Genomic DNA, 22,511 nt, shown 5'->3' with positions numbered 1-22,511 from the left:
GGGTCATGCCATCCGCACCGCGAGCGAGACGGTGAAGATGCCCCACTCGTCGACGCGCTGGTCGATCTTGCGGAAGCCGGCTTCTTCCACCAGCTGGTCCATCTCGCCCTGCGTGCGGCGTCGCATCACCCAGGCTTCGCCCTGGCGATGGCTGGTGAGCGCGCGCGCGATCATCTCGAGCTGCGGATGCCAGGGCTGGCCGGTGTAGACCAGGTAGCCGCGGTCTTCCACCGCATCGCCCACGCCCGCCAGCGAACGCCGGACCATCTCGTTGTCAGGGAACAGTTCGTAGAGGCCGGACACCACGGCCAGCGTGGGGCGCGGCGTCACGGTCGCCAGGCTGATGCGGTCGAAGGCGTCGGCCTGCACGAACTGTGCGACATCTTCCAGGCCCTTCTCGGCAATGAGCGCGCGGCCGTCGCGCACGTTGATGTCGCTGTAGTCGCGCAGCAGGATGGAGCTGGCTTTCACGGGGCTCGCGGCCACCGCGTCGAGCACGTAGCGTCCATGGCCGGCCGCAATGTCCATCACGCGCACCTCGCGGTGCATTTCGGCCAGGCGTTCCATCGCGATGCGGATCAGCTCCTCGACATGGATCTTGCGCTGCCGGATGCCGCGCCAGCCGATGGAGTTCAGGTAGGTGTTGTCGATGGAGCGGCCCAGCGGCCCCTTGCCTTCAGGATGGTTGCGGTAGACATAGTCGAGCGTGCTGCCCGAATCGAAGCCGGTGGCGTGGCCCAGGGCGACGCCGCTCGACAGCTTGCCGCCGAGGCGCAGGCCGGCGCGCGTCATGGCCCAGTAGGCGCCGCGCGGCGACAGTGGCGCGAGCGGCTCGGCCAGTGCGCGCGACTCGTCGGCGGTGTTGCCGTGCAGGTGCGCCGCACGCAGGTCGACCGGCGCGGTCGGCTGGTCGAACAGCTGCAGGATGAAGGCCCGAATCGCCTGGACCGCGGGCGCGCGGTCTTTTTCGCCCAGGGTGTCGTGGAAGAAGCCCGGCAGCTCCAGCTTGGTCTTGACGGCGCTGCCCAGCCGCTCGAAGAACTGGTGCTGCGGCTTGTGGTGCACCACCCAGTCCGCGCCCGAGACCAGCAGCTGCACAGGCAGCGTGATGGCGTTGGCATCGGCCACCACGCGGTCGGCCGCTTCATAGAGGCCGAGCAGGATGTTCACGGCGATCGGCCGCGAGATCAGCGGATCGCTTTCGTAGCTCGCAATGCGCTCGGGGTCGTGCGTGAGGAACTTCGCCTTCACGTAGCTGTTGACGAAGAACAGGCCGCGCAGCTTGTGCATCAGCCCCAGCCCGGCGCGCGCAAACGGCACGTAGAGCTTGACCTTGAAGGCCGGCGAGGCCAGCGTGAGCCCGCGCACCTTGGGTGCGTAGTCGTGCGCCCAGGTGGAGACCAGCACGGCCCCCACGCTCTGTGCGATCACGTGGATGTCGTGCTCCGCCACGCCATGCGCGCCGCCGATGTGCTGCACGAAGGTCTGCACGTCGCGCACCGAGGTCGCAAAGCTCGGGCTGTAGCCGCGCTGGCCCGGCGAGCGGCCGTGGCCGCGCGCGTCCCAGGCAAAGAAGTCGAAGTCGGGCAGGTCGAGTTCGTCGACCAGGTGCGCCATGCGCGCGCCATGCTCGTGGCCGCGGTGGAACAGCACGATGGCGCCGCGCCGTGCAGCGCCAGTGGCCGGCCAGTGCCGGTAGAAGAGCGATTCGCCGTCGTGCGTGCGGAACTGCCGCTCTTGCGGGATGCGTGATTTGTCGGTGTCGGTCATTGATTCCCTGTTGCTGTTTCTCTTTGTTTGTCTGTGTGCGGTTCAAGCGGCTTCGGCCAGCGCCCGGCGGACACGGTTGGCCACCGTCCAGGCCACCAGCGCCGCAACAAGGGGCATCAGCCATGCCGTCCAGCCCGGCAGCGGCCAGCCCAGCGCCACGTAAAGGCCGAGCGCGCCGAACACGAAGGCACGGTCGCTCTTGCCGAGCGGCCCGTCGTAGCGGCGCGATGCGCCCACCGTGGGGCCCAGGGCGCCGGCGAACTCGCTCAGGCCCGCCAGCATGATGACGGTGCCGACCCAGAACGGGCTGAACGGCTGCACCAGCGCGAAAGGCAGGTACAGCGCAGCGTCGGAGACCACGTCGGTCAGCTCGTTGAGGAAGGCGCCCAGCTTGCTCTGCTGCCCGTACTCGCGCGCCAGCATGCCGTCGATGGCGTTGAACGCCATGCGCACGAACATCCAGGCCGGAACGAGCGCGAAGGCCGCGCGCGATGGCACCGCGAAGAAGAGCCAGAGCCCGAGTGCGGCCGACACTGCGCACGCGGCCACCGTGACCTGGTTGGCGGTGATGCCCATCGCGTGCAGGCGGCCGGCCAGCGGCCGCAGCAGCGCCTGGAACCGAGGCTTCAGTTCGTAGATCGACACCCTTGGCTTCCCCTCGTTCGTTATATGGCCGAAGCATTCTGCCAGTGTGGGCATTGGCTTCGCGTCCTCGCTGCCCCGCGCCGTGCGCTCGGACTAAACTTGCCGGCGCAGCCCCTCACCCCATGACCATCCAGACCGACGATTTCGCCCCCGCGCCGCCCCGCGTGGTGTCCGCCGCCCCCGCTTCCCCGCAGGAAGAGGCCATCGAGCGGGCATTGCGCCCCAAGCTGCTCGACGAATACGTCGGGCAGGCCAAGGTGCGCGAGCAGCTCGAGATCTTCATCGGCGCCGCGCGCAAGCGCAAGGAAGCGCTCGACCACGTGCTGCTCTTCGGCCCGCCGGGCCTCGGCAAGACCACGCTGTCGCACATCATTGCGGCCGAGCTGGGCGTGAACCTGCGCCAGACCTCCGGGCCGGTGCTCGAGAAGCCCAAGGACCTGGCGGCGCTCCTGACCAACCTCGAGCCGAACGACGTGCTCTTCATCGACGAGATCCACCGCCTGAGCCCGGTGGTCGAGGAAATCCTCTACCCCGCGCTGGAGGACTACCAGATCGACATCATGATCGGCGAAGGCCCCGCGGCGCGCAGCATCAAGCTCGACCTGCAGCCCTTCACGCTGGTGGGCGCCACCACCCGTGCCGGCATGCTCACCAACCCGCTGCGCGACCGCTTCGGCATCGTGGCGCGGCTGGAGTTCTACACGCCGGAAGAACTGGCGCTCATCGTGCGGCGCAGCGCCGGCCTGCTCAAGGTGGAGACCGACACCGCCGGCGGCTTCGAGATCGCGCGCCGTTCGCGCGGTACGCCCCGCATCGCCAACCGCCTGCTGCGCCGCGTGCGCGACTATGCCGAGGTGAAGGGCAACGGCCGCATCACCGAAGAGATCGCGCACAAGGCGCTCGCCATGCTCGACGTCGATCCGCAGGGCTTCGACCTGATGGACCGCAAGCTGCTCGAGGCCGTGATCCACCGCTTCGACGGCGGGCCGGTGGGCTTGGACAACGTGGCGGCCAGCATCGGCGAGGAGCCGGGCACCATCGAGGACGTGATCGAGCCCTACCTGATCCAGCAGGGCTACCTGCAGCGCACGCCGCGCGGGCGCATCGCCACGCTGGCGGCCTACCGCCATCTCGGCGTGGCACCGCCTTCGAGCCGCTCCGACGGACAGGATCTTTTCGGAGTCTGACACCCATGCACACCCATGACCTCCGTGCCTGGCAGCACGACCACCACTTCGGCGCAGGCAACGAAAAGGCCGAGCGCAGCACGCGCCTCGTGATGTGGATCACCCTCGCCGCGATGGGGATCGAGATCGGCGCGGGCTGGTGGTTCAACTCGATGGCACTGCTGGCCGACGGCTGGCACATGAGCTCGCACGCACTGGCCATCGGCCTGAGTGCCTTCGCCTATGCGGCGGCCAGGCGCTATGCGCGCGATCCTCGCTTTGCCTTCGGCACCTGGAAGATCGAGGTGCTGGGCGGCTTCGCGAGCGCACTGATGCTGCTGGGCGTTGCGGCGCTGATGGTGGTCGGCTCCATCGAACGGCTGCTCTCGCCCTCGGCCATCCACTACCGCGAAGCCGTGGCCGTGGCGGTGCTCGGGCTCGTGGTCAACCTGGTCTGCGCGCGGCTGCTGGGCTCGGCGCACCACCACGGGCATGGTCACGACCACGGCCATGCGCACTCGGCACACGATCACGGCCATTCGCACGGCCACGACCTGAACCTGCGCTCCGCCTACCTGCACGTGGTGGCCGATGCCGCGACCTCGGTGCTGGCGATCGCGGCGCTGCTCGGCGGCTGGTTCTTCGGCTGGGCCTGGCTCGACCCGGCGATGGGCATCGTCGGCGCGGTGCTGGTCGCCGTCTGGGCCAAGGGCCTGCTCAAGGAAACCGGCCGCGTGCTGCTCGACCGCGAGATGGACCATCCCGTCACGGCCGAGATCCGCGAAGGCGTGGAGACCCTGCTGGCCGATTCGGAAACCCGCGTGGCCGACCTGCACGTGTGGCGCGTGGGCCGCGAGGCGTATGCCTGCGCGCTCACGGTGGTGACGCATTCCCTCACGCTGTCGGCCGACGAGGTGCGCGCCTGTTTCTCGATGCACGAGGAGATCCGCCACTCCACGGTGGAAATCCAGCGCTGCGGACACTGAACCCGTTGCAGCGCGTTGCCCGTGCGCCACGCGTCACCGGGGTGTCACAGGATCGCCATGGCGCCGTCACGCGGCGGTGCGAGCCTACCCGTCCATGCAACGCGACGATGCTTTCCTCCGCGCATGGCGCGACACCGCGACCCGGGCCCACGAGCCGGAGGACGACGATCCGGCGCGGCCGCCCCTTCGCTTTCGCACCCTCTGGATCTCGGACCTGCACCTGGGCACGCCCGGCTGCCAGGCCCGCGCGCTGCTCGACTTCCTGAAGCACACCGAGTGCGAGACCCTGTTCCTGGCCGGTGACATCATCGACGGCTGGCAGCTCAAGCGGCACTGGTACTGGCCGCAGGCGCACAACGACGTGATCCAGAAACTGCTGCGCAAGGCGCGCAAGGGCACGCGCGTGATCTTCATCCCGGGCAACCATGACGAGTTCGCGCGCAAGTACCTGCACCACAACTTCGGCGGCATCGACGTGGCCGAGGAATGGATCCACGAGACGGCCGACGGGCGCAAGCTCTGGATCATCCACGGCGACCTGTTCGACGGCGTGATCCAGTGCGCGAAGTGGCTCGCGCACGTGGGCGATTCGCTCTATGAATTCACCCTCAAGCTCAACCGCCACCTCAATTCGCTGCGGGCCCGCATGGGGCTGCCGTACTGGTCGCTCTCCAAGTACCTCAAGGGCAAGGTCAAGCGGGCCGTGAGCTACGTGGGCGATTTCGAGAATGCCGTGGCGCGCGAGGCCCGCAAGCGCGGCGTGCAGGGCGTGGTCTGCGGCCACATCCACCATGCCGAGATGCGCGACATCGACGGCATCCTCTACTGCAACGACGGCGACTGGGTCGAAAGCCTCACGGCGCTGGCCGAGCATGCCGACGGCACGCTGGAGATCATCGATTGGGCGCGGCACATGACCGCGTCCGCCAAGGCCGGCGCGCCGCGCGAGCCCATGGCGGCCTGAGCAGGCCGCGCCTCAGCGGTCTTGCGGCGGACGCCGGGCCGGTGGGCCCAGGTACAGCTCCCGCCAGTTGTCGTATTGCCGCAGCATGCCCTTGCCCATTTCATCCATCCACAGCCACCAGGCGAGGGCAAAGTTCTCTTCGCCGGAAGGGTCCTGGAACTGGGCGGTTGAAGGGGTCGCATGCGGCGGCGGGTCCGGCAACTCGTAGTCGCCCAGGCGTTCGACGCTGGCGTGCGAGAAATTCGTATCGGGAAGGTTCAAGGTCGCTCTCCTGCGAGCGGCGCATTCTTCGGCACCCAGACAACTCCCGCAAGAATTGGAACAGGAAACCGGATCGATGCCGCATCGGGACTTCCCGAAGCGCAAAGGCTCGCCCGTGCCGTGGCGCCGGGGCCGGCTCAACGCCGCATCGTGTCGAGCAGCGTCACGGGCGGGCTGTCGTTGCCCCACGACCCGCGAATGAAGGTGAGCACCGCGGCCACGTCGGCGGCATCGAGCACCTGGCCGAAAGGCGGCATGCCGTAGGGCCGCGGATTGCCCGCGGTGGACGGCAGGTAGCCGCCGTGCGCGATCACCTGGACGAGGTTCGCCGTCTGCGCCATGTTCACGGCGCGGTTGCCGGCCAGCGGCGGAAACGCGCCCGGCGCGCCCTGGCCCTGGTCGCCGTGGCAATAGGCGCAGCGCTGGTCGTAGATCTTCTGCCCGCGTGCCATCGTGCCGGCATCGCGGCGCGCAGGCGCCAGGGAAGGATGCGCCGTGGCCTGCGCCGGCACGCCGGGCAGGTCTTTCAGGTAGCTGGCCATCGCGGCCAAGTCAGCATCGCTCAGGTACTGGGTGCTGCGAAACACCACCTCGGCCATCGGCCCCATGACCGAGGCACGGGGCGCGGTGCCGGTCTTCAGCAGCGCGACCACTTCACCCGTGGGCCAGTCGGCCACGCCCGCCTGGTGCGGGTCGGCGAGCGATGGGGCGTACCAGTTCTCCACCGCGATCAGTCCGCCGGAAAGGCCCAGGTTCGCCTGCGTGGCGCCGAGCGAGTCGCGGCTGCCGTGGCACGCAATGCAATGGCCGAGGCCGCCGACCAGGTAGGCGCCGCGATTCCATTCGGCCGGCTTGCCCGCGTTGGCCACGAAGGGCTCGGGCTTGAAGGAAAGGGCGCGCCATACTGCCAGCGCGGCCTGCGTGTCGTAGGGAAAGCGCAGCCGGTGCGCCAGGTTCGGCACCGGCGCTGCGGGCACGCTGCGCAGGTAGGCGTAGATGGCGTCCGAGTCTTCGCGCGTCACCTGCGTGAAGTTCGGGTAGGGGAAAGCGGGGTAGAGCAGCCGTCCGTCCTTGCTGCGGCCGTTGTGCATCGCGCGCCAGAAATGCGCGCTGCTCCAGCCGCCGATGCCGGCGTTTGCATCGGGCGTGAGATTGCTCGAATAGACGGTGCCGAAAGGCGTCTCGATCGGCAACCCGCCCGCGTAGGGCTGGCCGCCGCGCGTGGTGTGGCAGCCCGCGCAGTTGCCGGCCAACGCAAGATAGCGGCCGCGTTCGACCAGTTGGGGCGTGGCATCGAAGGCCGCGGCTCGTTCCGGCAGCGGGTCTTCGCCCCGCAGGTTCAGCGCGGCGATCACGGCGGCCGCGGCGCCGAGCACGAGGACCAGCGCGAGCAGCGTCCAGCCGAGGGTGCGCAGCTTTCTCATGGGCGCCTCATTTCGGCATGCCCCCGCAGGCCATCGGCAGCGGCGCAGGCAGCAATGCGGCGGGCTTCGGATCGGCCGGCATGGGCTGCACCGCGAGCCAGCTGGCCACGGCGTTGATGTCGGCGGTGGTCATGCGGCGTCCGATGTCGGCCATGCAGTCGGGCGCCAGCGCATGCCGCTCGCTGGTGAGCCAGGCACCGAGTTGCGAGGACACGTAGAGCCGCGGCAGGCCGAGCAGGCCCGGAATTGCCGGCTGCACGCCGGTGAGCGCGGCGCCGTGGCATTGCACGCAGGCCGGAATGCCGCGCGCGGCATCGCCTTCCAGCGCCAGCTGCCGGCCGCGCGCCAGCTGCGCGGGCGGAGCGTCGCTGGCGGGCGGCACCGGCGGGTAGGGCAGGTCCAGCCCCGCGAAGTACTCGGCCATTTCCATCAGGTAGGCGTCGGAGAGGTGCTGCACCATGTAGGTCATGTCGGCGTTGAAGCGCCGGCCGTCGCGAAAGCTCCGCAGCTGGTTGAACAGGTAGCCTGCGGGCTTGCCCGAAAGGCGCGGAAAGTAGCCCGCATTGGTGGTGGCGCCTTCGCGTCCGTGGCACGCGATGCAGGCGGCCACGCGCCGCTCGATGTCGCTCGCGGAACCCGCGGCGGCCGCGATTCCGTGGCCGAGCAGCGCAAGCAGCGCGATGCCTGCGAGCCGGAGGAGAGCCTTCCTCATGTGCCGGCCGCGAAACGCGCGAGCGCCAGCAGCCCCGCGATGAGCAGCAGCACGAGCACCAGCGCCACGCCGATCAGCGGCAGCACGCCGACCTGTTCCGTGCGCCGGTCGGCATCCGCGCGGCGGCCGCCCAGCCCGATGAAACTCCAGAGAACCGCGCGTACAGCGCGCATGAAATTGGACATGCACCGACTGTGCCGCATCCGGTCCAAAAAAAACAGATGCAGATTCGAGCTGAATCACCGGAGCAGATAAAGTCTCCCCCACCGAAAGAGGTGCATCCTGAAATGAAGCGCTACGAAGCCTTGGCTGCCGACATCGAGGCGTCGATCCGCCACGGCACGCTGAAGCCGGGCGACCGCCTGCCGTCGGTGCGGCATACCGGCGAGAGCCGCGGCGTGAGCCCCTCCACGGTGTTCCAGGCCTACTACCTGCTGGAGGCCCGCGGGCTGGTGCGCGCGCGGGACCGCTCGGGCTACTACGTCACCGGCGGTTCGCTGCGCGACGCGCCGCCCGAGGCCAACCTCACCTCTCGCCCGGGCGATGGCCCCAAGTCGCTCGACATGAGCGACCATGTGTTCGACATCCTCGAAGCCAGCATGTCGCGCAAGGTGATTCCGTTCGGCTCGGCCTTTCCGAGCCCGCTGCTGTTTCCGCTCGCGCGGCTGGGCCAGTTCATGGCGTCGAGCGCCAAGTCGCTCGACCCGTGGAGCACCGTGGACGATCTCACGCCCGGCAGCGCGGCGCTGCGCCGCCAGGTCGCGCTGCGCTACCTGGGCGACGGCATGCAGGTGCCGGCCGATGAGATCGTCATCACCAACGGCGCGATGGAGGCGCTCAACCTGTGCCTTGCGGCGGTCACGCGCCCTGGCGATTCGGTGATCGTCGAGTCGCCCACCTTCTATGCGGCCCTGCAGGCGCTCGAGCGCATGGGCCTGCGCGCGATCGAGGTGCCCACGCACCCCGGCGAAGGCATCGACCTGGCGGCGCTGGAGCTCGCCATCGCGGCCCACCGGCCCAAGGCCTGCTGGCTGATGACCACGTTCCAGAACCCGCTCGGCAGCCTGATGCCCGATGCGAAGAAGAAGGCGCTGGTGGAACTGCTGGCACGCCATGCACTGCCGCTGATCGAGGACGACGTGTACGCCGAGCTCTACTTCGGCGACCGGCGCCCGCCGCCGGCCAAGGCCTTCGACACGCAGGGGCTCGTGCTGCATTGCTCGTCGTTCTCCAAGTGCCTGGCGCCGGGCTACCGCATCGGATGGGCATCGGCCGGGCGCTTCACGCGCGCCGTGGCGCGGCTGAAGCTGACGACCACGCTCAGCACCTCGGTGCCCGCGCAGCTCGCGCTGGCGGCTTACCTGGAAAAGGGCGGGCTCGACAAACACCTGCGCAAGCTGCGCCAGGCGCTGGCCATGCAGCAGGCGGGGTTCGCGCAGGCGGTGGGCCATTTCTTTCCGGCGGGCACGCGGGCCACGCGGCCGCTGGGCGGCTACTTCCTGTGGGTCGAGCTGCCGGAGCGGGTGAATGCGCTCGAGATCCATCGCAAGGCGCTGGAGCTCGGCATCAGCGTGGCGCCGGGGCCGATCTTCTCGGCGACCCGCGGCTTTGCCCATTGCCTCAGGCTGAACTACGGGCACCCCTGGGACGCGCACAGCGAAAAGGCCATGCAGACGCTCGGCCGCCTGGTGGCGGAGGCGAACGGTGCCGCGCCGGACGGGCCGCCTCGCGGGACAATCGCGGCGTGACGCGCGACCTGTTTTCCGATGCCCCCGATGCGGAGCCGCCGCGCGGCAAGGAGGCCATCGGCCCCGCTTCTTTCGTGTTGCGCGGGTTCGCGCTGCCTTTCGCCGACGCGCTTCTGCCGGCGCTCGGCGAGGTCGAGCGGCGCGCCGGCTTCCGTCATCTCGTCACCCCCGGAGGCTTCACGATGTCGGTCGCCATGACCAACTGCGGACGTCTCGGCTGGATCTCGGACCGGCGCGGCTACCGCTATGGCGAGCACGATCCCGCAACGGGCGCGCAGTGGCCTGCGATGCCGGCGGTGTTCGAACGGCTCGCGCAAGCGGCGGCCGCCGAGGCGGGCTTCGAAGGCTTCCGGCCCGATGCCTGCCTGGTCAACCGCTACGAACCCGGCACGCGGCTGTCGCTGCACCAGGACAAGGACGAGCGCGACTACGCTGCGCCCATCGTGTCGGTATCGCTCGGCATGCCGGCCACCTTTCTGTTCGGAGGCCTCGCGCGCAGCGACAAGGCCGCGCGCATTCCGCTGGTGCACGGCGACGTCGTGGTGTGGGGCGGCCCCGACAGGCTGCGCTACCACGGCGTGCTGCCGCTCGAAGACCGGGCGCATGCCCTGCTGGGCAGCCGGCGCATCAATCTCACCTTTCGCAAGGCTGGCTGAAGCGCTTGCCGCGCGGCTAGCCTCTGGGGCTTGCCGGCAAGCTCTTCAGGTAGAGATGCAGCGCGCGCACGTCGGTGTCGTTGATCTCGCGCAGCGATTCGAAAGGCATCACCTTCACCGGCGTTCCGTCGGGCCGCTTGCCGGTCTTGAACAGCGCCATCAGTGCTTCCGCGTCGGGATAGCGCACCATGGCGCTGCCTTCGCCCGGCGTCAGGTTGGAGGCCGCGGGCCAGTCCGGCGGGCCACCCGGAATCTTGCCGCCGCTGAGCCTGGCGCCGTGGCAGCCGAGGCACATGTTCGCCACGTAGGCGCCGTGCTTCACCGTCACGCTTTCCGGCACCGGCTGCTCGGGCGGCAACGCATGGTCGATCTTGGCCGCCGCGTCGCGGATGAAGCCGAAGCCGTAGAGCGCCCGCACCGGCAGCGGCAGGTCGACCACCGCGCCCGTGCCGCTCGCCGGCTCCTTGGCGCGCAGGTAGGCCACGAGCGATGCGAGGTCGTCGTCGGTCCACCGGTTGTAGTCCTCGCTGGGCATGATCATGAGCGGCCGCCCGTTGCGCGCAACGCCGTGCCGGATGGCGCGCTCCCAGTCCGCCGGCGTGTAGCCCGCCACCACGCTCCCCGGGCCTGGGCTGATGTTCGGCCCCGCGATGCGCATGCCCTTGCCGTCGTCCAGGAACATGCGCCCATTGGCCGCTGCGCCGTGGCAATCGACGCAGCCGCGCGATGCATACAGGTAGCGCCCGCGCGCTAGCGCTGCGCTATCGCTCGCGCTGCGGAACGCCACGCCCTGCGACGCGACTTCGACCGTGCGCTGCATCTTGCGGGCCGCAAGCTCGTTGCCGAGCCACAGCGCCGCGGCCGCTGCGGCCGCCAGGACGGCGACCAGCACCCCGGCGCGCTTCGCCCATTTGCGGGCGGCGCTCGGGCGAGGGGGGAGAAAGACGGATCGCATGGCAAACTCTCGTTATTGCATGAGTGGATCAAAAATGAACACTGTGTTCAAAAATGGATAGTACGATCGGCTTCATGGCACCGTCCATACCACTTCCGGCTGCCCTGGCCGAAAGTCTGGTGCTGACCCGGCCCGGCCTGCTGAAGCGCGAGCGCACGCGGCTGCAACTTGTGCAGGCTGCCATCACGGTGTTCAGCGCGCGCGGCTACGCGGGCGCCACCGTGCAGGAAATAGCCGCCGTGGCCGGCATGACCACGGGTACCGTCTACAACCATTTCAAGACCAAGGAAGAAGTGGCCAGCGCCGTGGCGCTGTGGCTTGCGGACACGCTGTGCCAGCGCATTTCCGACAGCCAGCAGGGCGTGGCCGAAGGCGCCCAGCGCATGGCGATCGGCATCCAGCGCTACATCTGGCTCGCGCAGGAAAGCCCCGCTTGGGCGCTGCTGATGCTGGATGTCTCGGCGGCAGCGCCCGCGCTGGTGCTCGAGATCCAGCACTATGCGTTGGCGGACATGCGCCTTGCGATCAGGCAGAAGAGCTTTCGCGTGCCCAGCGAGGCAGCCGCCATGGACGTGTTGAGCGGCAGCGTGTCGCAGGCCATGCGCAGCGTGGCCATGGGAGGCCTGCCGGCCCATCACGGCCGCGACGTGGCAACCTGCCTGCTGCGCGCATTCGGCATGGAGGCGGGCGCCGCCAGGGACGTGGCCTGCCGTCCCCTGCCGCCGTTTCCGACGCTGGCCGATGCATCGGTCGCCCCGGCGGCGCGTGCCAGCCGGAGGAACAAGTCAAATGGATGACTTGTCCCGCTTTTCTGTGCACAACTCTGTGGGTTGTCTGAGGACCGGGCTCGCCGAACCCAGCAACGGCGCGGGTTCGCACCACATTGCCTGCGGAACGGGCACTGGCCGTTCCAGAGTGAATTAGCGGCGGAAAAAGACCTGGAAACCGCGCGACGTACAAACAAAAAAGCCTTGCAAGTCGTTGACTTGCAAGGCTTTTTGATGATGCTGGTGGCTCTTCACGGATTCGAACCGCGGACCTGTGGATTATGATTCCATCGCTCTAACCGACTGAGCTAAAGAGCCGTTCGGGCAGTTTTGCGCCGAGCCCAAAATTATAGCGCAGCCCGCAGGGCCGTTTTCAAGCCCGTCGCGTCCAAGCGTTGTCTTTTTTGCGGCACCCAACCCCGAAGCGGTCCGCCGACCGTACAACCCCGGGTGAAAATCCGCCGATGTCCGCGCTGCCCCGCGCCCCTTCCGCCAAATCCGCCCCCGGGCGCGATGCCATGCCCGACGACCAGCTGATGCTGGCCTACGCGCAGGGCGACGGCGCCGCGTTCGACGTGCTCTACGCGCGCCACGAGGGCGGGCTGTTCCGCTTCGTGAAGCGGTTGCTCGGCGCGCGGCTCGCCGCACAGGCCGACGAGGTGTTCCAGGACACCTGGGTGCGCATCATTTCCGCGCGCGACAGTTTTTCGCCGCAGGGCGCCGCCTGGCGCACCTGGGCCTTCACCATTGCACACAACCTCGCCATGGACCGGTTGCGCGTGAGCGGCCGTGAAGTGGCGCTCGACGCCCACTTCGACGACGGCGACGACGCGGTGCCCCTGCTCGACCGCGGCGTGCCCGGCGCGGCGCCCGATGCCGCCGCCCATCCATCAGCCGAAGAGCTGGCGTTCTGGCGCGCCGCGGGGCGGCGCCTGCTGGCCTGCCTGGACGAACTGCCGGCCGAACAGCGGGCCGCATTCCTGCTGCACCATGAAGACGGCCTGACCGTCGAAGCGCTCGCGGCGAGCCTGGGCATCGGCTTCGAGACCGTGCGCAGCCGCCTGCGCTATGGCCTGCAGAAATTGCGCGGCTGCATGGAACGCTACCTCTCGGTGCTGGAGCAGCGGGCATGAGCAACAGCGGCAACGAAAACACGCCAGGGTCCGAGGGCGGCGACGGTGCGCTGCGCGACCCTGTGCTGCGCCGCGCGCTGGACCATGCGCCGGACCGCGAAGCGCTGCCCGATCCGCGCACCCGCGATGCCATCCGGAAGATGGCCCACAACCTCGCGCCTGCTTCCGCACCGGCGCCCGCGGTGGCCGCGCCGTGGTGGCGCCGGCTGTTCGGTAGCGGCGACACGCGGTCCCGCAGGCCGTGGAATGCGGCCTTTGCCACCGTGCTCGTCGCCACCTTCGTGACCGTGCTCTGGCACCGCGAACCGGTGCCCGATGCGCGGCTCGATGGCGAAGCCGGCGTTGCGTCCGCGCCGACGCCGGCCCCGGTTCCTCCTGCGGCGGCGCCTGCTGTGCCCGCGCCCGCCTCGACGCCAGCACCAGCACCAGCGCCAGCACCAGAGCAGCCTGCGACCGAAGCAGCGCGAGAGGCGGCGAGCGGAGGATCGCCCCAGCGAAGAGAGGACGCGGTGCGCCGAACGGCACCGCCACCAGGGCTCGCCGACAAACCGAGCGCACCGGCGCCTGTGATTGCGGTAGCGCCTCCGCCCGCGCCGGCCCCAGCCCCAGCCCCAGCCCCAGCGACTGCGTCTCCGACTCCATCGCAGGGAACGGTGGCCGAGCCATCCGCACCTGTGCCGCAGGCCTTCCCGCGTACCCAGGAGCGGCGCGAAGCCGAAACCGAAAAGCTGCAGCGGAGCCGCGATGCCGCAGGCGCACCGCCCGCCGCAAGCATGGCGCCTGCCGCCCCGCCGGCCCCCCTTCGCGAGTCGGCCGACAGCGGCGCTGCGCCGGCGCTGTCAGCCGCCCCGGGCGGTCAGAGTTCGAACGTGCAGATCTCCGGCAGCGTGCGCCAGGCACCCGCGCTCCGGGCGCCCGCGCCCGCTGCGGCCAAGGCCCGCGGGGAAGACGCTTCGGCTTTTTCCGCGCTGGACCAATGGACCTCGCTGAACGTGGTGCGCGCCGGACAGGGCGTGCGCCAGGCGCGCGGCGATACGGAAGGGCTGGCCGCGCTGGTCAATGCGGTGGCGCGATCGGCCACGGTACCGGGTGCCGATCTGGCTGCGCCGGTCGAGGCGCGGCTGGAGCTCTACAGCGGCGCCACCTTGCTCGCGGTGCTCGAGATCGCGGGCGACCAGGTGCGCTGGACGCCGCAATCCGGCGCAGCGGGCGGTGCCTCGGTCGGCACGCCGCCCGCGGGGACGCTCGCCGCCCTGAAGGCGCTGTTCTTGCGCCGGTAGCTTCCGGATCGGGCCTGGATCAGGCCCGGATCAGGCGTTCTTGAAGTCTGGCGGGCGCTTGGCCAGGAAGGCGTCCATGCCTTCCTTCTGGTCGGCCGTGGCAAACAGCGCATGGAACAGCCGGCGCTCGAACATCACACCGTCGGAGAGGCCGCTCTCGAAGGCGCGGTTGACCGATTCCTTGGCCGCCATCGCGGCGATCTGCGAATAGCCCGCAATCACCAGCGCCGCACCCAGCGCTTCGTCGGCCAGCTTCTCGAAAGGCACCACGCGGCTGACGAGGCCCGCGCGCTCGGCTTCGGCCGCGTCCATCATGCGGGCGGTGAGCGCCATGTCCATGGCCTTGCTCTTGCCCACTGCGCGCGGCAGGCGCTGCGTGCCGCCGGCGCCGGGAATCACGCCGATCTTGATCTCGGGCTGGCCGAACTTGGCGTTGTCGGCCGCGATGATGAAGTCGCACATCATCGCGAGCTCGCAGCCGCCGCCCAGCGCAAAGCCGCTCACCGCCGCGATCACCGGCTTGCGGATCGAGCGGATGGTTTCCCAGTTGCGCGTGATGTAGTCGCCCTTGTAGGTGTCGATGAAGCTGTACTTCGCCATCGCGGCAATGTCGGCACCGGCCGCAAAGGCGCGCTCGCTGCCCGTGAGGATGATGCAGCCGATCGCGTCGTCGGCATCGAAGGCCTTGAGCGCGGTGCCCAGCTCGGTCATGAGCGCGTCGTTCAGCGCGTTGAGCGCCTTGGGCCGGTTGAGGGTGATGATGCCGACCTTGCCTGCTTCGGTCCGCACTTCGATGTTTTCGTAGCTCATGGTGTCTCCGGGAAGAAAAAAACGCGTTTCACTATACCCAGCGCAAGGAGGCCCCGCGGCCGCCATTGCGGTCAGCGCTGAGCCCCCGGCATGAGCCAGTCCGCGACCTTCGCCGCATCGTGCAGGAACAGCCGCCAGGTGGTCGCGCCTTCGGGCCGCACCAGCGGCAGCTTCAGCAGCTTGCGGTCGCGCGCCACCAGCGCGGTGCAGCGCGTGGCGTCGCCGAGGTACAGCGCCAGGTCGTCGAGCTTGGCGATTCGCCAGGCCTGCGCGGGCCGTTGCTGGCCTTTCTTGCCGGCGGCCGGCAGCTCCACGCCGATCCATTCGTCGTGCGCCGAGAAGCCCGCTTTCTCGGCCGCGCCGCCGCGCAGCACCACCTTGACCTGGACGCTGCCGTTGGCCTCGGCCACGCGCAAGCCCAAGGCCTGCGCCGGCTGCGAGGGGTCCTCGAGCGCCGCCACGCCGTGCGCGCGCAGCAGTTCGGAGAGCGGCAGTTCGTCGGTCGAGTGGACCCATTGCGCAAGTTCCGCCGCATAGGAGCGGCCACCCACCGCCTCGAGCGCGACCGCCACGTCGGCTTCGGTGATCGGACCGCCGCCGCTGTGCGTCCACAGCTGGCGCATCACGTCGTCGAGAGTGCCCTGGCCTTCGCGGCGCAGCGTGAGGTCGAAGCACAGCGCCACCAGGGCACCCTTGGTGTAGTAGCTGACGGTGCTGTTGGGCGTCTGCTCGTCCTGGCGGTAGTACTTGACCCAGGCATCGAAGCTCGCGTCGGCCACCGGCTGCACCAGCCGGCCCGGTGTCTGCAGCACCTGGTTGATGGTCTTGTTGAGCAGGCGCAGGTAGCCCGCGTCGTCGATGCGTCCGGCGCGGCGCAGCAGCAGGTCGTCGTAGTAGCTGGTGAAGCCTTCGAAGAACCACAGGAGCTGCGTGTAGTTCTCGCAGCCGTAGTCGTAGCTCGCAAATTCCGCCGGCCGCATGCGCTTGACGTTCCAGGTGTGGAAGTACTCGTGGCTGATGAGGCCCATCAGCGTGGTGTAGCCCTCGGGCTGCTTCTTTGCGCCGCGCTGCGGCAGGTCGCGCCGGTTGCAGATGAGCGCGGTGGAGTGCCGGTGCTCGAGCCCGCCGTAGCCGTCGTCCACCGCGTTCAGCATGAACACGTAGCGGTCGATCGGCAGCTTGGGCCCGCCGCGCTTGCCAGCCTTGTCGCCATGCCAGAAGCGGATCTCGGCTTCGCAGATGGCCTGCGTGTCGGCGATCAGGCGCTCGCCGTCGAAAGAGGCCGTGGCGCCCGCGATGACGAAGCGGTGCGGCACGCCGCAGGCTTCGAACTCGGCGCTCCAGAACGCGCCCATCTCGACCGGGCTGTCGGCCAGCTCGTCGTAGCCCGCGGCCAGGTAGCCGCCGAAGCCGTGCTTGTCGTTCTTCGACGGCACGAGCGCGGTGGCGCACGACCAGCGCGCGCCTTCGGCCGAAGGCGAGGGCGCGACGATCTCGAGCGCGTGCGGCGCGTCCGTCTGTCCCTCGACCCGGAGGCACAGGCTGGTGCCGTTGAAGAAACCGCGCTCGGCATCGAGCCAGGCGGTGCGCACCGAGTTGTCGTAGGCGCAGACCTGGTAGTGCAGCACCAGCGGCTGGCCCGGCACGCAATCGACCTGCCAGCTGCATTTGTCGAGCTGCGTCAGCACCGGCTTGCGGCGCCCTTGCGTGGCGCGCAGGCCCTGCAGGTTCTTGGCGAACTCGCGCACCAGGTAGCTGCCCGGGATCCACACCGGCAGTGTCACGCGCTGCTGCGCGGCGGGCGCCTCGATGGTCAGGGTGACGCCGAAGAGGTGCGCGTGCAGGTCCGCGCATTCGACGCGGTAGCGCACTGCGGCGGCCGGCGCAGGCACTGCGCGCCGCGAGACGGCTGGCGCAGCCATCAGTTGGTGGAAGCGGTGAGTTGCTTCTCGACCTGCTCCGCGGGAATGGCGCCCGGCGCGCGGGTGCCGTTGCTGAAGATCAGCGTGGGCGTGCCGGTGATGTTGTACTTGCGGCCGAACTCCACGTTGCGCTGCAGCGCGGTCACGTCGCAGCTGCTGGCTGCGGTGGCGGGCTTGGTGCTGGCTTCCATCCAGTCGCCCCAGGCCTTGCCCTTGTCCTTGCTGCACCAGATGTCGCGCGACTTCACGGCCGAGTCGGGCCCGAGCACCGGGTACAGGAACAGGTACACAGTGACGTTGTCGACCGTCTTCATGTCTTTTTCGAAGCGCTTGCAGTAGCCGCAGTTCGGGTCTTCGAACACCGCGAGCTTGCGCTTGCCGTTGCCGCGCACGATCTTGATCGCGTCGTTCACGGGCAGCTTGTCGAACGAGACTTCGCTGAGCTTCTCGATGCGCTCCTCGGTCAGGTTCTTGCGCGCCTTCACGTCGATCAGGTTGCCCTGCAGCAGGTAGTTGCCCTGCTCGTCGGTGTAGTAGATCTGGAAGCCGTTCACGCGCACCTCGTAGAGGCCGGGCAGCGGCGACTTGGTGACCTCGTCGATGGCCGGGAACTGCGGAATGCGCGCCGGAAGATTCTTGCGGATCTCGGCCTCGCCGGCCAGGGCCGTGACGGCCGCACCCAGCGTGCAGGCGGCGAGAAGAAGGTTGCGTGCGAGTGTCATGGAAAGTCCGGTCGATGGATTCAAGCCTTCAAGCCCATCGCCTGGCCGGCGATCCAGTGCTTGAGGAGGCGCGTGCGGTCGAAGCCGCGCATGCCCCAGTTGCGCAGCGCGGGCAGCGGACCCATGCTGTGCGAGAAAAGCTGCTGCAGGCCGTCGGTGGCAAGGCTCATCTGCAGCACGTCGGCGCGGCGCGCGCGCTCGTAGCGGCGCAGCAGCCGCGGATCTCCCACGCTGCGCCAGTATTCGCGCTCTTTGATCACGTCGGCCAGCATGGCGGCATCGGCCAGGCCGAGATTGAGGCCCTGGCCCGCGAGCGGGTGCACCGTGTGGGCGGCGTCGCCGGCCAGCGCCCACGTTTGCGATGCCGCTTGCGATGCGCCCCGGGCCCCGGGCATGGTGCCCGTCCAGCGGTCGGCAATGGCGCGCGACAGCGGCCAGGCCGCGCGCTCGCTCGTGAGCTGGAGCGCGCCCAGCACGCCGTGGCTGGCTTCGCTCACCGCGGCGTTGAACTCGTCGGCACCCTGCGCCAGCAGCGCGGGTGCGCGAAGCTGGTCGACCGACCACACCAGCGCGACCGAACGGCTGTGCACGCCGCCCATCGGCAGCAGTGCGAGCACTTCGCCCTTGTCGTTGAACCACTGGTGCGCCGCGCCGTCGTGCGGCTGCGCCGCTTCGAGCCGGGCTGCGATCGCGTGCTGCGCATAGCGCGTGACGGCGTAGCTCACGCCCAGCGCGTCGCGCGTGGCGCTGGCCTTGCCCTCGCACACCACCGTGAGCGGGGCGGCCACGGGCTCCGTCACGAGCTCGACCTGGGGCTGGAAGCGCACCGCATCGGCGAGCTGCCGCTCGAGCGCGGGCACGTCGACGATCCAGGCCAGCGCATCGACCTTTTGCCGCACGGCGCTGAACTGCACCCGGCCGCCTTCGTCGCCATTCACGCGCATTTCGCGCACCGGCGTGGCATGCGCCGCATCGGGCCAGGCGCGCAACGATTCGAGCAGGGTGCGCGAGGCGGCGTTGAGCGCATAGGCCCGGATGTCTTCCTTGGCGGCCGCGGCGGGGGGAACCACCAGCGCCACGCGCACGCGCTCGCGCGCCAGCAGCAGGGCCAGCGTGCGGCCGACGATGCCGGCGCCGCGTATGCAAACTTCAGGGGAAAGGGCCATCGGGCCATTGTAAGAACTATGACCCCGGCCGGGACGATGCGGGACAATCGCTGCCGAATTCCAAGGAACCCCACGTGCCACAGCCAGATTTCGACCTCCAAGCGACCATTGCGCGCCTGTTCGTCTACCCCGTCAAATCGTGCGCGGGGGTGGAGCTTCCGGAGGTGCTGCTGACCGAGACCGGGCTGGAATTCGACCGCGCCTGGATGGTGGTGGACGCCCAGGGCGAGTTCGTCACCCAGCGCGAGCTGCCGCGCATGGCGCTCATCCGGCCGCAGATGAAGCACACGGAAGTGGTGCTGCGCGCGCCGGGCATGCTGGCCCTGCACCTGGCCTTCGACCGGGTCGAGAAGCCGGTGCGCGTGCGCGTCTGGAAAGACGAAGTGGCCGCCTACGACATGGGCGACATCGCGGCCCAGTGGTTCAGCGACTTCCTCTCCGAACCGGGCAAGCCGCAGGCCTTGCGCCTGGTGCGCTTCGACCCCGAACACAAGCGCCTGTCGAGCCTGGAATGGACCGGTGGCATCGAGGCCGAGAACCAGTTCGCCGACGGCTATCCGCTGCTGGTGGCCAGCGAAGGGTCGCTGGCCGAACTCAACGAGCGGCTGGCGGCCGCCGGCCACGATGCAGTCGGCATCGAGCGCTTCCGGCCGAACATCGTGCTGGCCGGCATCGAGTCGCACGACGAGGATCGGGTCGATGGGCTGCACATCTCGACGGGCGAAGGCGAGGCCGAACTCAAACCGGTCAAGCCCTGCACCCGCTGCCCCATTCCCGACATCGACCCCGCCACCGCCGCCAGCAGCCCCGAGGTCGGCGACATGCTGCGCACCTACCGCGCCGACGCGCGCGTCGACGGACGCATCACCTTCGGCATGAACTGCATCGTGCTGCAGGGCGTGGAGCACATGCTCAAGGTCGGGCAGCCCGTGGGCGCGAACTACCGGTTCGAATAAGAACGGTGCGCCTCAGAAGCTCACGCCGGCGATGAGCATGATGTTGGCGTAGGGCGTGCACTCGCCCGTGCGCACGATGGCGCGCGCCGTGGCGCTGCGGCGCTTGAACTCCTCGTGCGACACGGCCTGGGGCGCGATGCCGAGCGACTGTGGGTACCACGCGGGCAGGGCGTTGTCGCCGTCCAGCGCCTCGCTCGCGACCACCACGCCCTCGACCTGCATCTCGGACAGCACCGCCTGCAACACGTCGGTGAGCAGCGGAACGCCGCGCATCACGGCCAGGTCGATCCGGCGCGGACCCTCGGGAATCGGCAGGCCGGCGTCGCCGATCACCAGCATGTCGCCGTGGCCCATCGAGGCGATCACATGGGAGAGTTCGGCGTTGAGCAGTGCGGTACGTTTCACAGCGCGATCCAGTCGGGAGGCAGGGGGCTATGCAGCACGGCATCGCGCCGCGGAATGGAAGGTTGTGCGCCGGGCTGCTGGATGCACAGCGCCGCGGCGCGAATGCCAAGGCGCACCGCTTCGTCGAACGACTGGCCTTCGCCCAGTGCAACCGCCAGCGCGCCCAGGAAAGTGTCACCGGCGGCGGTGGTGTCGACCGCTTTCACCTTCGGCGCAGGATGGTGGTGCGCCCCATCGGCATCGACGGCCACGGCCCCGCGCGCGCCGAGCGTGACGACCACGCGCGCAATGCCCTTGGCGCGCAGGGCCCGGCCGGCCGCCGCGGCCTCGTGCGGGCTGTCGACGGCCTGGCCGCACAGGGCATGCGCTTCGATCTCGTTGACGACCAGCGTGTCGATGCAGGGCCACAGCGGCCCGGCGATCGGCTGCACCGGCGACGGGTTGAGCAGCACCTTGCAGCCTGCGCCGTGCGCCGCCGTGATGGCCAGCGTGACCTGGTCCATGGGCGACTCGAACTGCGCGACCAGGAAGGCCGCGCCTTGCAGCTGATGCTGCAGCGCCGCCTCGTCGATCTCGACCTTCGCGTTGGCGCCGGGAATCATCACGATGCGGTTCTGGCCGCTGTCTTCCACCAGGATCAGCGCCGTGCCGGTGGGCTCGGCATCGTCGGTGCGCAGCGCGGCGGTGTCGATGCCGTCCTGCGCGAGGGCATCGCGCAGCGCCTGGCCGTTCGCATCGTTCCCCACACAGCCGATCATGTGGACCCGGCCGCCTTCGCGCGCGCAGCTCACCGCCTGGTTCGCGCCCTTGCCGCCGGGAATGTGGGCGATCGAGCGGCCCAGCAGGGTTTCGCCCGCGGACGGCGCCTGCGGCACGCGCAGCACGATGTCCATGTTCAGGCTGCCGAGCACCACGATGCGCGGCGGCTGCTGCGCGACGCTGGAAGAAGAGGGCTGCGAACTCACGGGGCGCGGGACTTTCGTTTTTCTGTGGAAGAAGAAGGAGCAGGGGCCAGCGCGGCGGCTTCGCGGAAACTCGCATGCCGCGCCGTGGAAGCGCGCACGCGCAGCTCGGGCTGCAGCACCACCTTGCGCGCGTCGCGCCGCTTGCCGCCGACACGCTCCAGCAGCATGTCGACCGCCAGGGCGCCAATGCGCTCCTTGGGCTGCGCCACGGTGGTGAGCGCCGGGCTGGTGTAGGCCGAGAGTTCGATGTCGTCGAAGCCGACGATCGACATATCGTCCGGCACATGCACGCCGCTTTCATGCGCGGCGCGCAGGGCGCCAATGGCCATGAGGTCGTTGCAGACGAACACGGCCGAGGGGGCCTGCGGGGTCCGCAGGATGGCGTGCATCGCCTCGTAGCCGCCCTGGCTCGTGAAGCCGCCGCGCCACAGCAGCGCATCGGTGTTCCCGATGTCGGGCGTGGCGCCGGCTTCGGCCAGCGCCATGCGCCAGCCCTCGATGCGCTGCTCGCTGGGCATCACGCCCACCGGCCCGCCGATGCAGGCAATGCGCTTGTGGCCGAGCGACAGCAGGTGCCGCACCGCGAGCAGCCCGCCTTGCATGTGGGCCGTTTCGACCAGGTCGCAGGCCGGGTCCGCAATCTCGCGGTCGACCAGCACCGTGGGGATGCGCAGTCCGTGAAGCTGGGTGACCAGCGAGTCGTCGTCTCCCGCGCCCGTCGACACCACGATCAATCCGTCGATGCGGCGCTCGGCCAGCACCTGCAGGTACACGCTCTGGCGGCGGGGCTCGTCGTCGGTGTTGCACAGCACCAGCGTGTAGCCGGCGCCGAAGCAGCGGTCTTCCACGATGCGCACGATCTCGGCGAAGTAGGGATTCGAGCTGTTCGGAATCAGCATGCCGAGCGTCGACGTGGTGTTGCTCTTGAGGCTGCGCGCCATCGCGTTGGGCACGTAGCCCAGTTCGCGGATCGCCTCTTCCACGCGCTCGCGCCCCTTGGCGCTCACGTGGCGCGTGTCGTTCACCACGTGCGAGACCGTGGTGACCGAGACTCCCGCGCGCAGCGCGACGTCCTTGATGGTGGCCATGGCGTGTGTC

Annotated in this window: 23 protein-coding genes and 1 tRNA gene; 9 read left to right on the top strand and 15 right to left on the bottom strand. The window is 69.4% G+C overall.

Annotated features, from left to right (window positions below; translation table 11 throughout):
• Positions 1-3 precede the first annotated feature (3 nt).
• Together ABID97_RS24885 and ABID97_RS24880 are read right to left on the bottom strand one after the other, a co-directional pair.
• On the bottom strand, positions 4-1,770 hold the full coding sequence (locus ABID97_RS24885; protein WP_354401495.1) for a bifunctional alpha/beta hydrolase/class I SAM-dependent methyltransferase: 1,767 nt from the start codon (positions 1,768-1,770) through the stop codon (positions 4-6).
• A gap of 42 nt (positions 1,771-1,812) precedes the next feature.
• Entirely contained in the window at positions 1,813-2,415 is a 603-nt protein-coding gene (locus tag ABID97_RS24880; RefSeq protein ID WP_354401494.1) for a CDP-alcohol phosphatidyltransferase family protein, read from the bottom strand.
• Between the two features lie 122 nt (positions 2,416-2,537).
• On the opposite strand from ABID97_RS24880, the gene ruvB reads away from it, so the two are divergent.
• The 3 genes from ruvB (at position 2,538) to ABID97_RS24865 (ending at position 5,531) form a co-directional block, all read left to right on the top strand.
• Positions 2,538-3,602, top strand: coding sequence for a Holliday junction branch migration DNA helicase RuvB (gene ruvB, locus ABID97_RS24875; protein ID WP_307574840.1), 1,065 nt, complete (start codon positions 2,538-2,540; stop codon positions 3,600-3,602).
• Positions 3,603-3,607: 5 nt separating this feature from the next.
• Positions 3,608-4,567, top strand: a complete 960-nt coding sequence (gene dmeF / locus ABID97_RS24870) for a CDF family Co(II)/Ni(II) efflux transporter DmeF (RefSeq protein WP_354401493.1) — start codon at positions 3,608-3,610, stop codon at positions 4,565-4,567.
• Positions 4,568-4,661: 94 nt separating this feature from the next.
• A complete protein-coding gene (locus ABID97_RS24865) occupies positions 4,662-5,531 on the top strand; it encodes a UDP-2,3-diacylglucosamine diphosphatase (protein WP_354401492.1) in 870 nt (289 codons plus the stop codon).
• Positions 5,532-5,543: 12 nt separating this feature from the next.
• Here ABID97_RS24865 and ABID97_RS24860 read toward each other — a convergent pair whose 3' ends face one another.
• The 4 genes from ABID97_RS24860 to ABID97_RS24845 form a co-directional block, all read right to left on the bottom strand.
• Positions 5,544-5,792, bottom strand: a complete 249-nt coding sequence (locus ABID97_RS24860; protein ID WP_354401491.1) for a hypothetical protein — start codon at positions 5,790-5,792, stop codon at positions 5,544-5,546.
• Positions 5,793-5,929: 137 nt separating this feature from the next.
• Positions 5,930-7,216, bottom strand: a complete 1,287-nt coding sequence (locus ABID97_RS24855) for a c-type cytochrome (protein ID WP_354401489.1) — start codon at positions 7,214-7,216, stop codon at positions 5,930-5,932.
• 7 nt (positions 7,217-7,223) lie between these two features.
• Positions 7,224-7,928: a c-type cytochrome gene (locus ABID97_RS24850; protein ID WP_354401487.1), complete on the bottom strand. Its 705-nt coding sequence runs from the start codon at positions 7,926-7,928 to the stop codon at positions 7,224-7,226.
• Positions 7,925-8,101: a DUF2970 domain-containing protein gene (locus ABID97_RS24845; RefSeq protein ID WP_354401485.1), complete on the bottom strand. Its 177-nt coding sequence runs from the start codon at positions 8,099-8,101 to the stop codon at positions 7,925-7,927. Before ABID97_RS24845 ends, ABID97_RS24850 begins: the two co-directional genes overlap by 4 nt.
• A gap of 114 nt (positions 8,102-8,215) precedes the next feature.
• Here ABID97_RS24845 and ABID97_RS24840 point away from each other — a divergent pair, with 114 nt between their 5' ends.
• Positions 8,216-9,676 carry an aminotransferase-like domain-containing protein gene (locus ABID97_RS24840; RefSeq protein ID WP_354401484.1) on the top strand — a complete coding sequence of 487 codons (1,461 nt, stop codon included), beginning with the start codon at positions 8,216-8,218 and terminating at the stop codon, positions 9,674-9,676.
• Positions 9,673-10,332 carry a DNA oxidative demethylase AlkB gene (alkB, locus tag ABID97_RS24835; RefSeq protein ID WP_354401483.1) on the top strand — a complete coding sequence of 220 codons (660 nt, stop codon included), beginning with the start codon at positions 9,673-9,675 and terminating at the stop codon, positions 10,330-10,332. Before ABID97_RS24840 ends, alkB begins: the two co-directional genes overlap by 4 nt.
• Positions 10,333-10,348: 16 nt before the next feature.
• Here alkB and ABID97_RS24830 read toward each other — a convergent pair whose 3' ends face one another.
• Positions 10,349-11,287 carry a c-type cytochrome gene (locus ABID97_RS24830; protein WP_354401482.1) on the bottom strand — a complete coding sequence of 313 codons (939 nt, stop codon included), beginning with the start codon at positions 11,285-11,287 and terminating at the stop codon, positions 10,349-10,351.
• 74 nt (positions 11,288-11,361) lie between these two features.
• Here ABID97_RS24830 and ABID97_RS24825 point away from each other — a divergent pair, with 74 nt between their 5' ends.
• Positions 11,362-12,084 carry a TetR/AcrR family transcriptional regulator gene (locus ABID97_RS24825; RefSeq protein WP_354401480.1) on the top strand — a complete coding sequence of 241 codons (723 nt, stop codon included), beginning with the start codon at positions 11,362-11,364 and terminating at the stop codon, positions 12,082-12,084.
• Between the two features lie 211 nt (positions 12,085-12,295).
• Here ABID97_RS24825 and ABID97_RS24820 read toward each other — a convergent pair.
• Positions 12,296-12,372 (bottom strand) — tRNA-Met (locus ABID97_RS24820).
• Positions 12,373-12,518: 146 nt separating this feature from the next.
• On the opposite strand from ABID97_RS24820, the gene ABID97_RS24815 reads away from it, so the two are divergent.
• Together ABID97_RS24815 and ABID97_RS24810 are read left to right on the top strand one after the other, a co-directional pair.
• Positions 12,519-13,187, top strand: coding sequence for a sigma-70 family RNA polymerase sigma factor (locus ABID97_RS24815; RefSeq protein WP_354401479.1), 669 nt, complete (start codon positions 12,519-12,521; stop codon positions 13,185-13,187).
• Entirely contained in the window at positions 13,184-14,467 is a 1,284-nt protein-coding gene (locus tag ABID97_RS24810) for a hypothetical protein (RefSeq protein ID WP_354401477.1), read from the top strand. The genes ABID97_RS24815 and ABID97_RS24810 overlap by 4 nt, the downstream gene beginning before the upstream one ends.
• A 30-nt stretch (positions 14,468-14,497) precedes the next feature.
• On the opposite strand, the gene ABID97_RS24805 is transcribed toward ABID97_RS24810, so the two are convergent.
• The 4 genes from ABID97_RS24805 to ABID97_RS24790 form a co-directional block, all read right to left on the bottom strand.
• The gene (locus ABID97_RS24805; RefSeq protein WP_354401476.1) at positions 14,498-15,277 is read right to left on the bottom strand and encodes an enoyl-CoA hydratase; all 780 of its coding nucleotides are present in this window, start codon (positions 15,275-15,277) and stop codon (positions 14,498-14,500) included.
• Between the two features lie 71 nt (positions 15,278-15,348).
• Positions 15,349-17,199 carry a M61 family metallopeptidase gene (locus ABID97_RS24800; protein WP_354401475.1) on the bottom strand — a complete coding sequence of 617 codons (1,851 nt, stop codon included), beginning with the start codon at positions 17,197-17,199 and terminating at the stop codon, positions 15,349-15,351.
• Entirely contained in the window at positions 17,199-17,921 is a 723-nt protein-coding gene (locus ABID97_RS24795) for a DsbC family protein (RefSeq protein ID WP_354401473.1), read from the bottom strand. The genes ABID97_RS24800 and ABID97_RS24795 overlap by 1 nt, the downstream gene beginning before the upstream one ends.
• Positions 17,922-17,941: 20 nt before the next feature.
• Complete coding sequence (locus ABID97_RS24790; protein ID WP_354401472.1) at positions 17,942-19,087, bottom strand: FAD-dependent monooxygenase; 1,146 nt, start codon at positions 19,085-19,087, stop codon at positions 17,942-17,944.
• A gap of 74 nt (positions 19,088-19,161) precedes the next feature.
• Here ABID97_RS24790 and ABID97_RS24785 point away from each other — a divergent pair, with 74 nt between their 5' ends.
• A complete protein-coding gene (locus ABID97_RS24785; protein ID WP_354401470.1) occupies positions 19,162-20,043 on the top strand; it encodes an MOSC domain-containing protein in 882 nt (293 codons plus the stop codon).
• 12 nt (positions 20,044-20,055) lie between these two features.
• Here the strand turns inward: ABID97_RS24785 and rbsD are convergent, their stop codons facing one another.
• The 3 genes from rbsD to ABID97_RS24770 are packed head-to-tail and all read right to left on the bottom strand — an operon-like array spanning position 20,056 to position 22,501.
• Positions 20,056-20,448 (bottom strand): D-ribose pyranase, encoded by a 393-nt coding sequence (gene rbsD / locus ABID97_RS24780; protein ID WP_354401468.1) that lies wholly within the window; start codon positions 20,446-20,448, stop codon positions 20,056-20,058.
• Positions 20,445-21,413, bottom strand: coding sequence for a ribokinase (gene rbsK, locus ABID97_RS24775; protein WP_354401466.1), 969 nt, complete (start codon positions 21,411-21,413; stop codon positions 20,445-20,447). The genes rbsD and rbsK overlap by 4 nt, the downstream gene beginning before the upstream one ends.
• On the bottom strand, positions 21,410-22,501 hold the full coding sequence (locus ABID97_RS24770; RefSeq protein ID WP_354401464.1) for a LacI family DNA-binding transcriptional regulator: 1,092 nt from the start codon (positions 22,499-22,501) through the stop codon (positions 21,410-21,412). The genes rbsK and ABID97_RS24770 overlap by 4 nt, the downstream gene beginning before the upstream one ends.
• Positions 22,502-22,511 lie beyond the last annotated feature (10 nt).

This window comes from Variovorax sp. OAS795 (genome assembly GCF_040546685.1).
Taxonomy (GTDB): Bacteria; Pseudomonadota; Gammaproteobacteria; order Burkholderiales; family Burkholderiaceae_C; genus Variovorax.
This window is presented reverse-complemented; position numbering and strand designations above follow the sequence as displayed.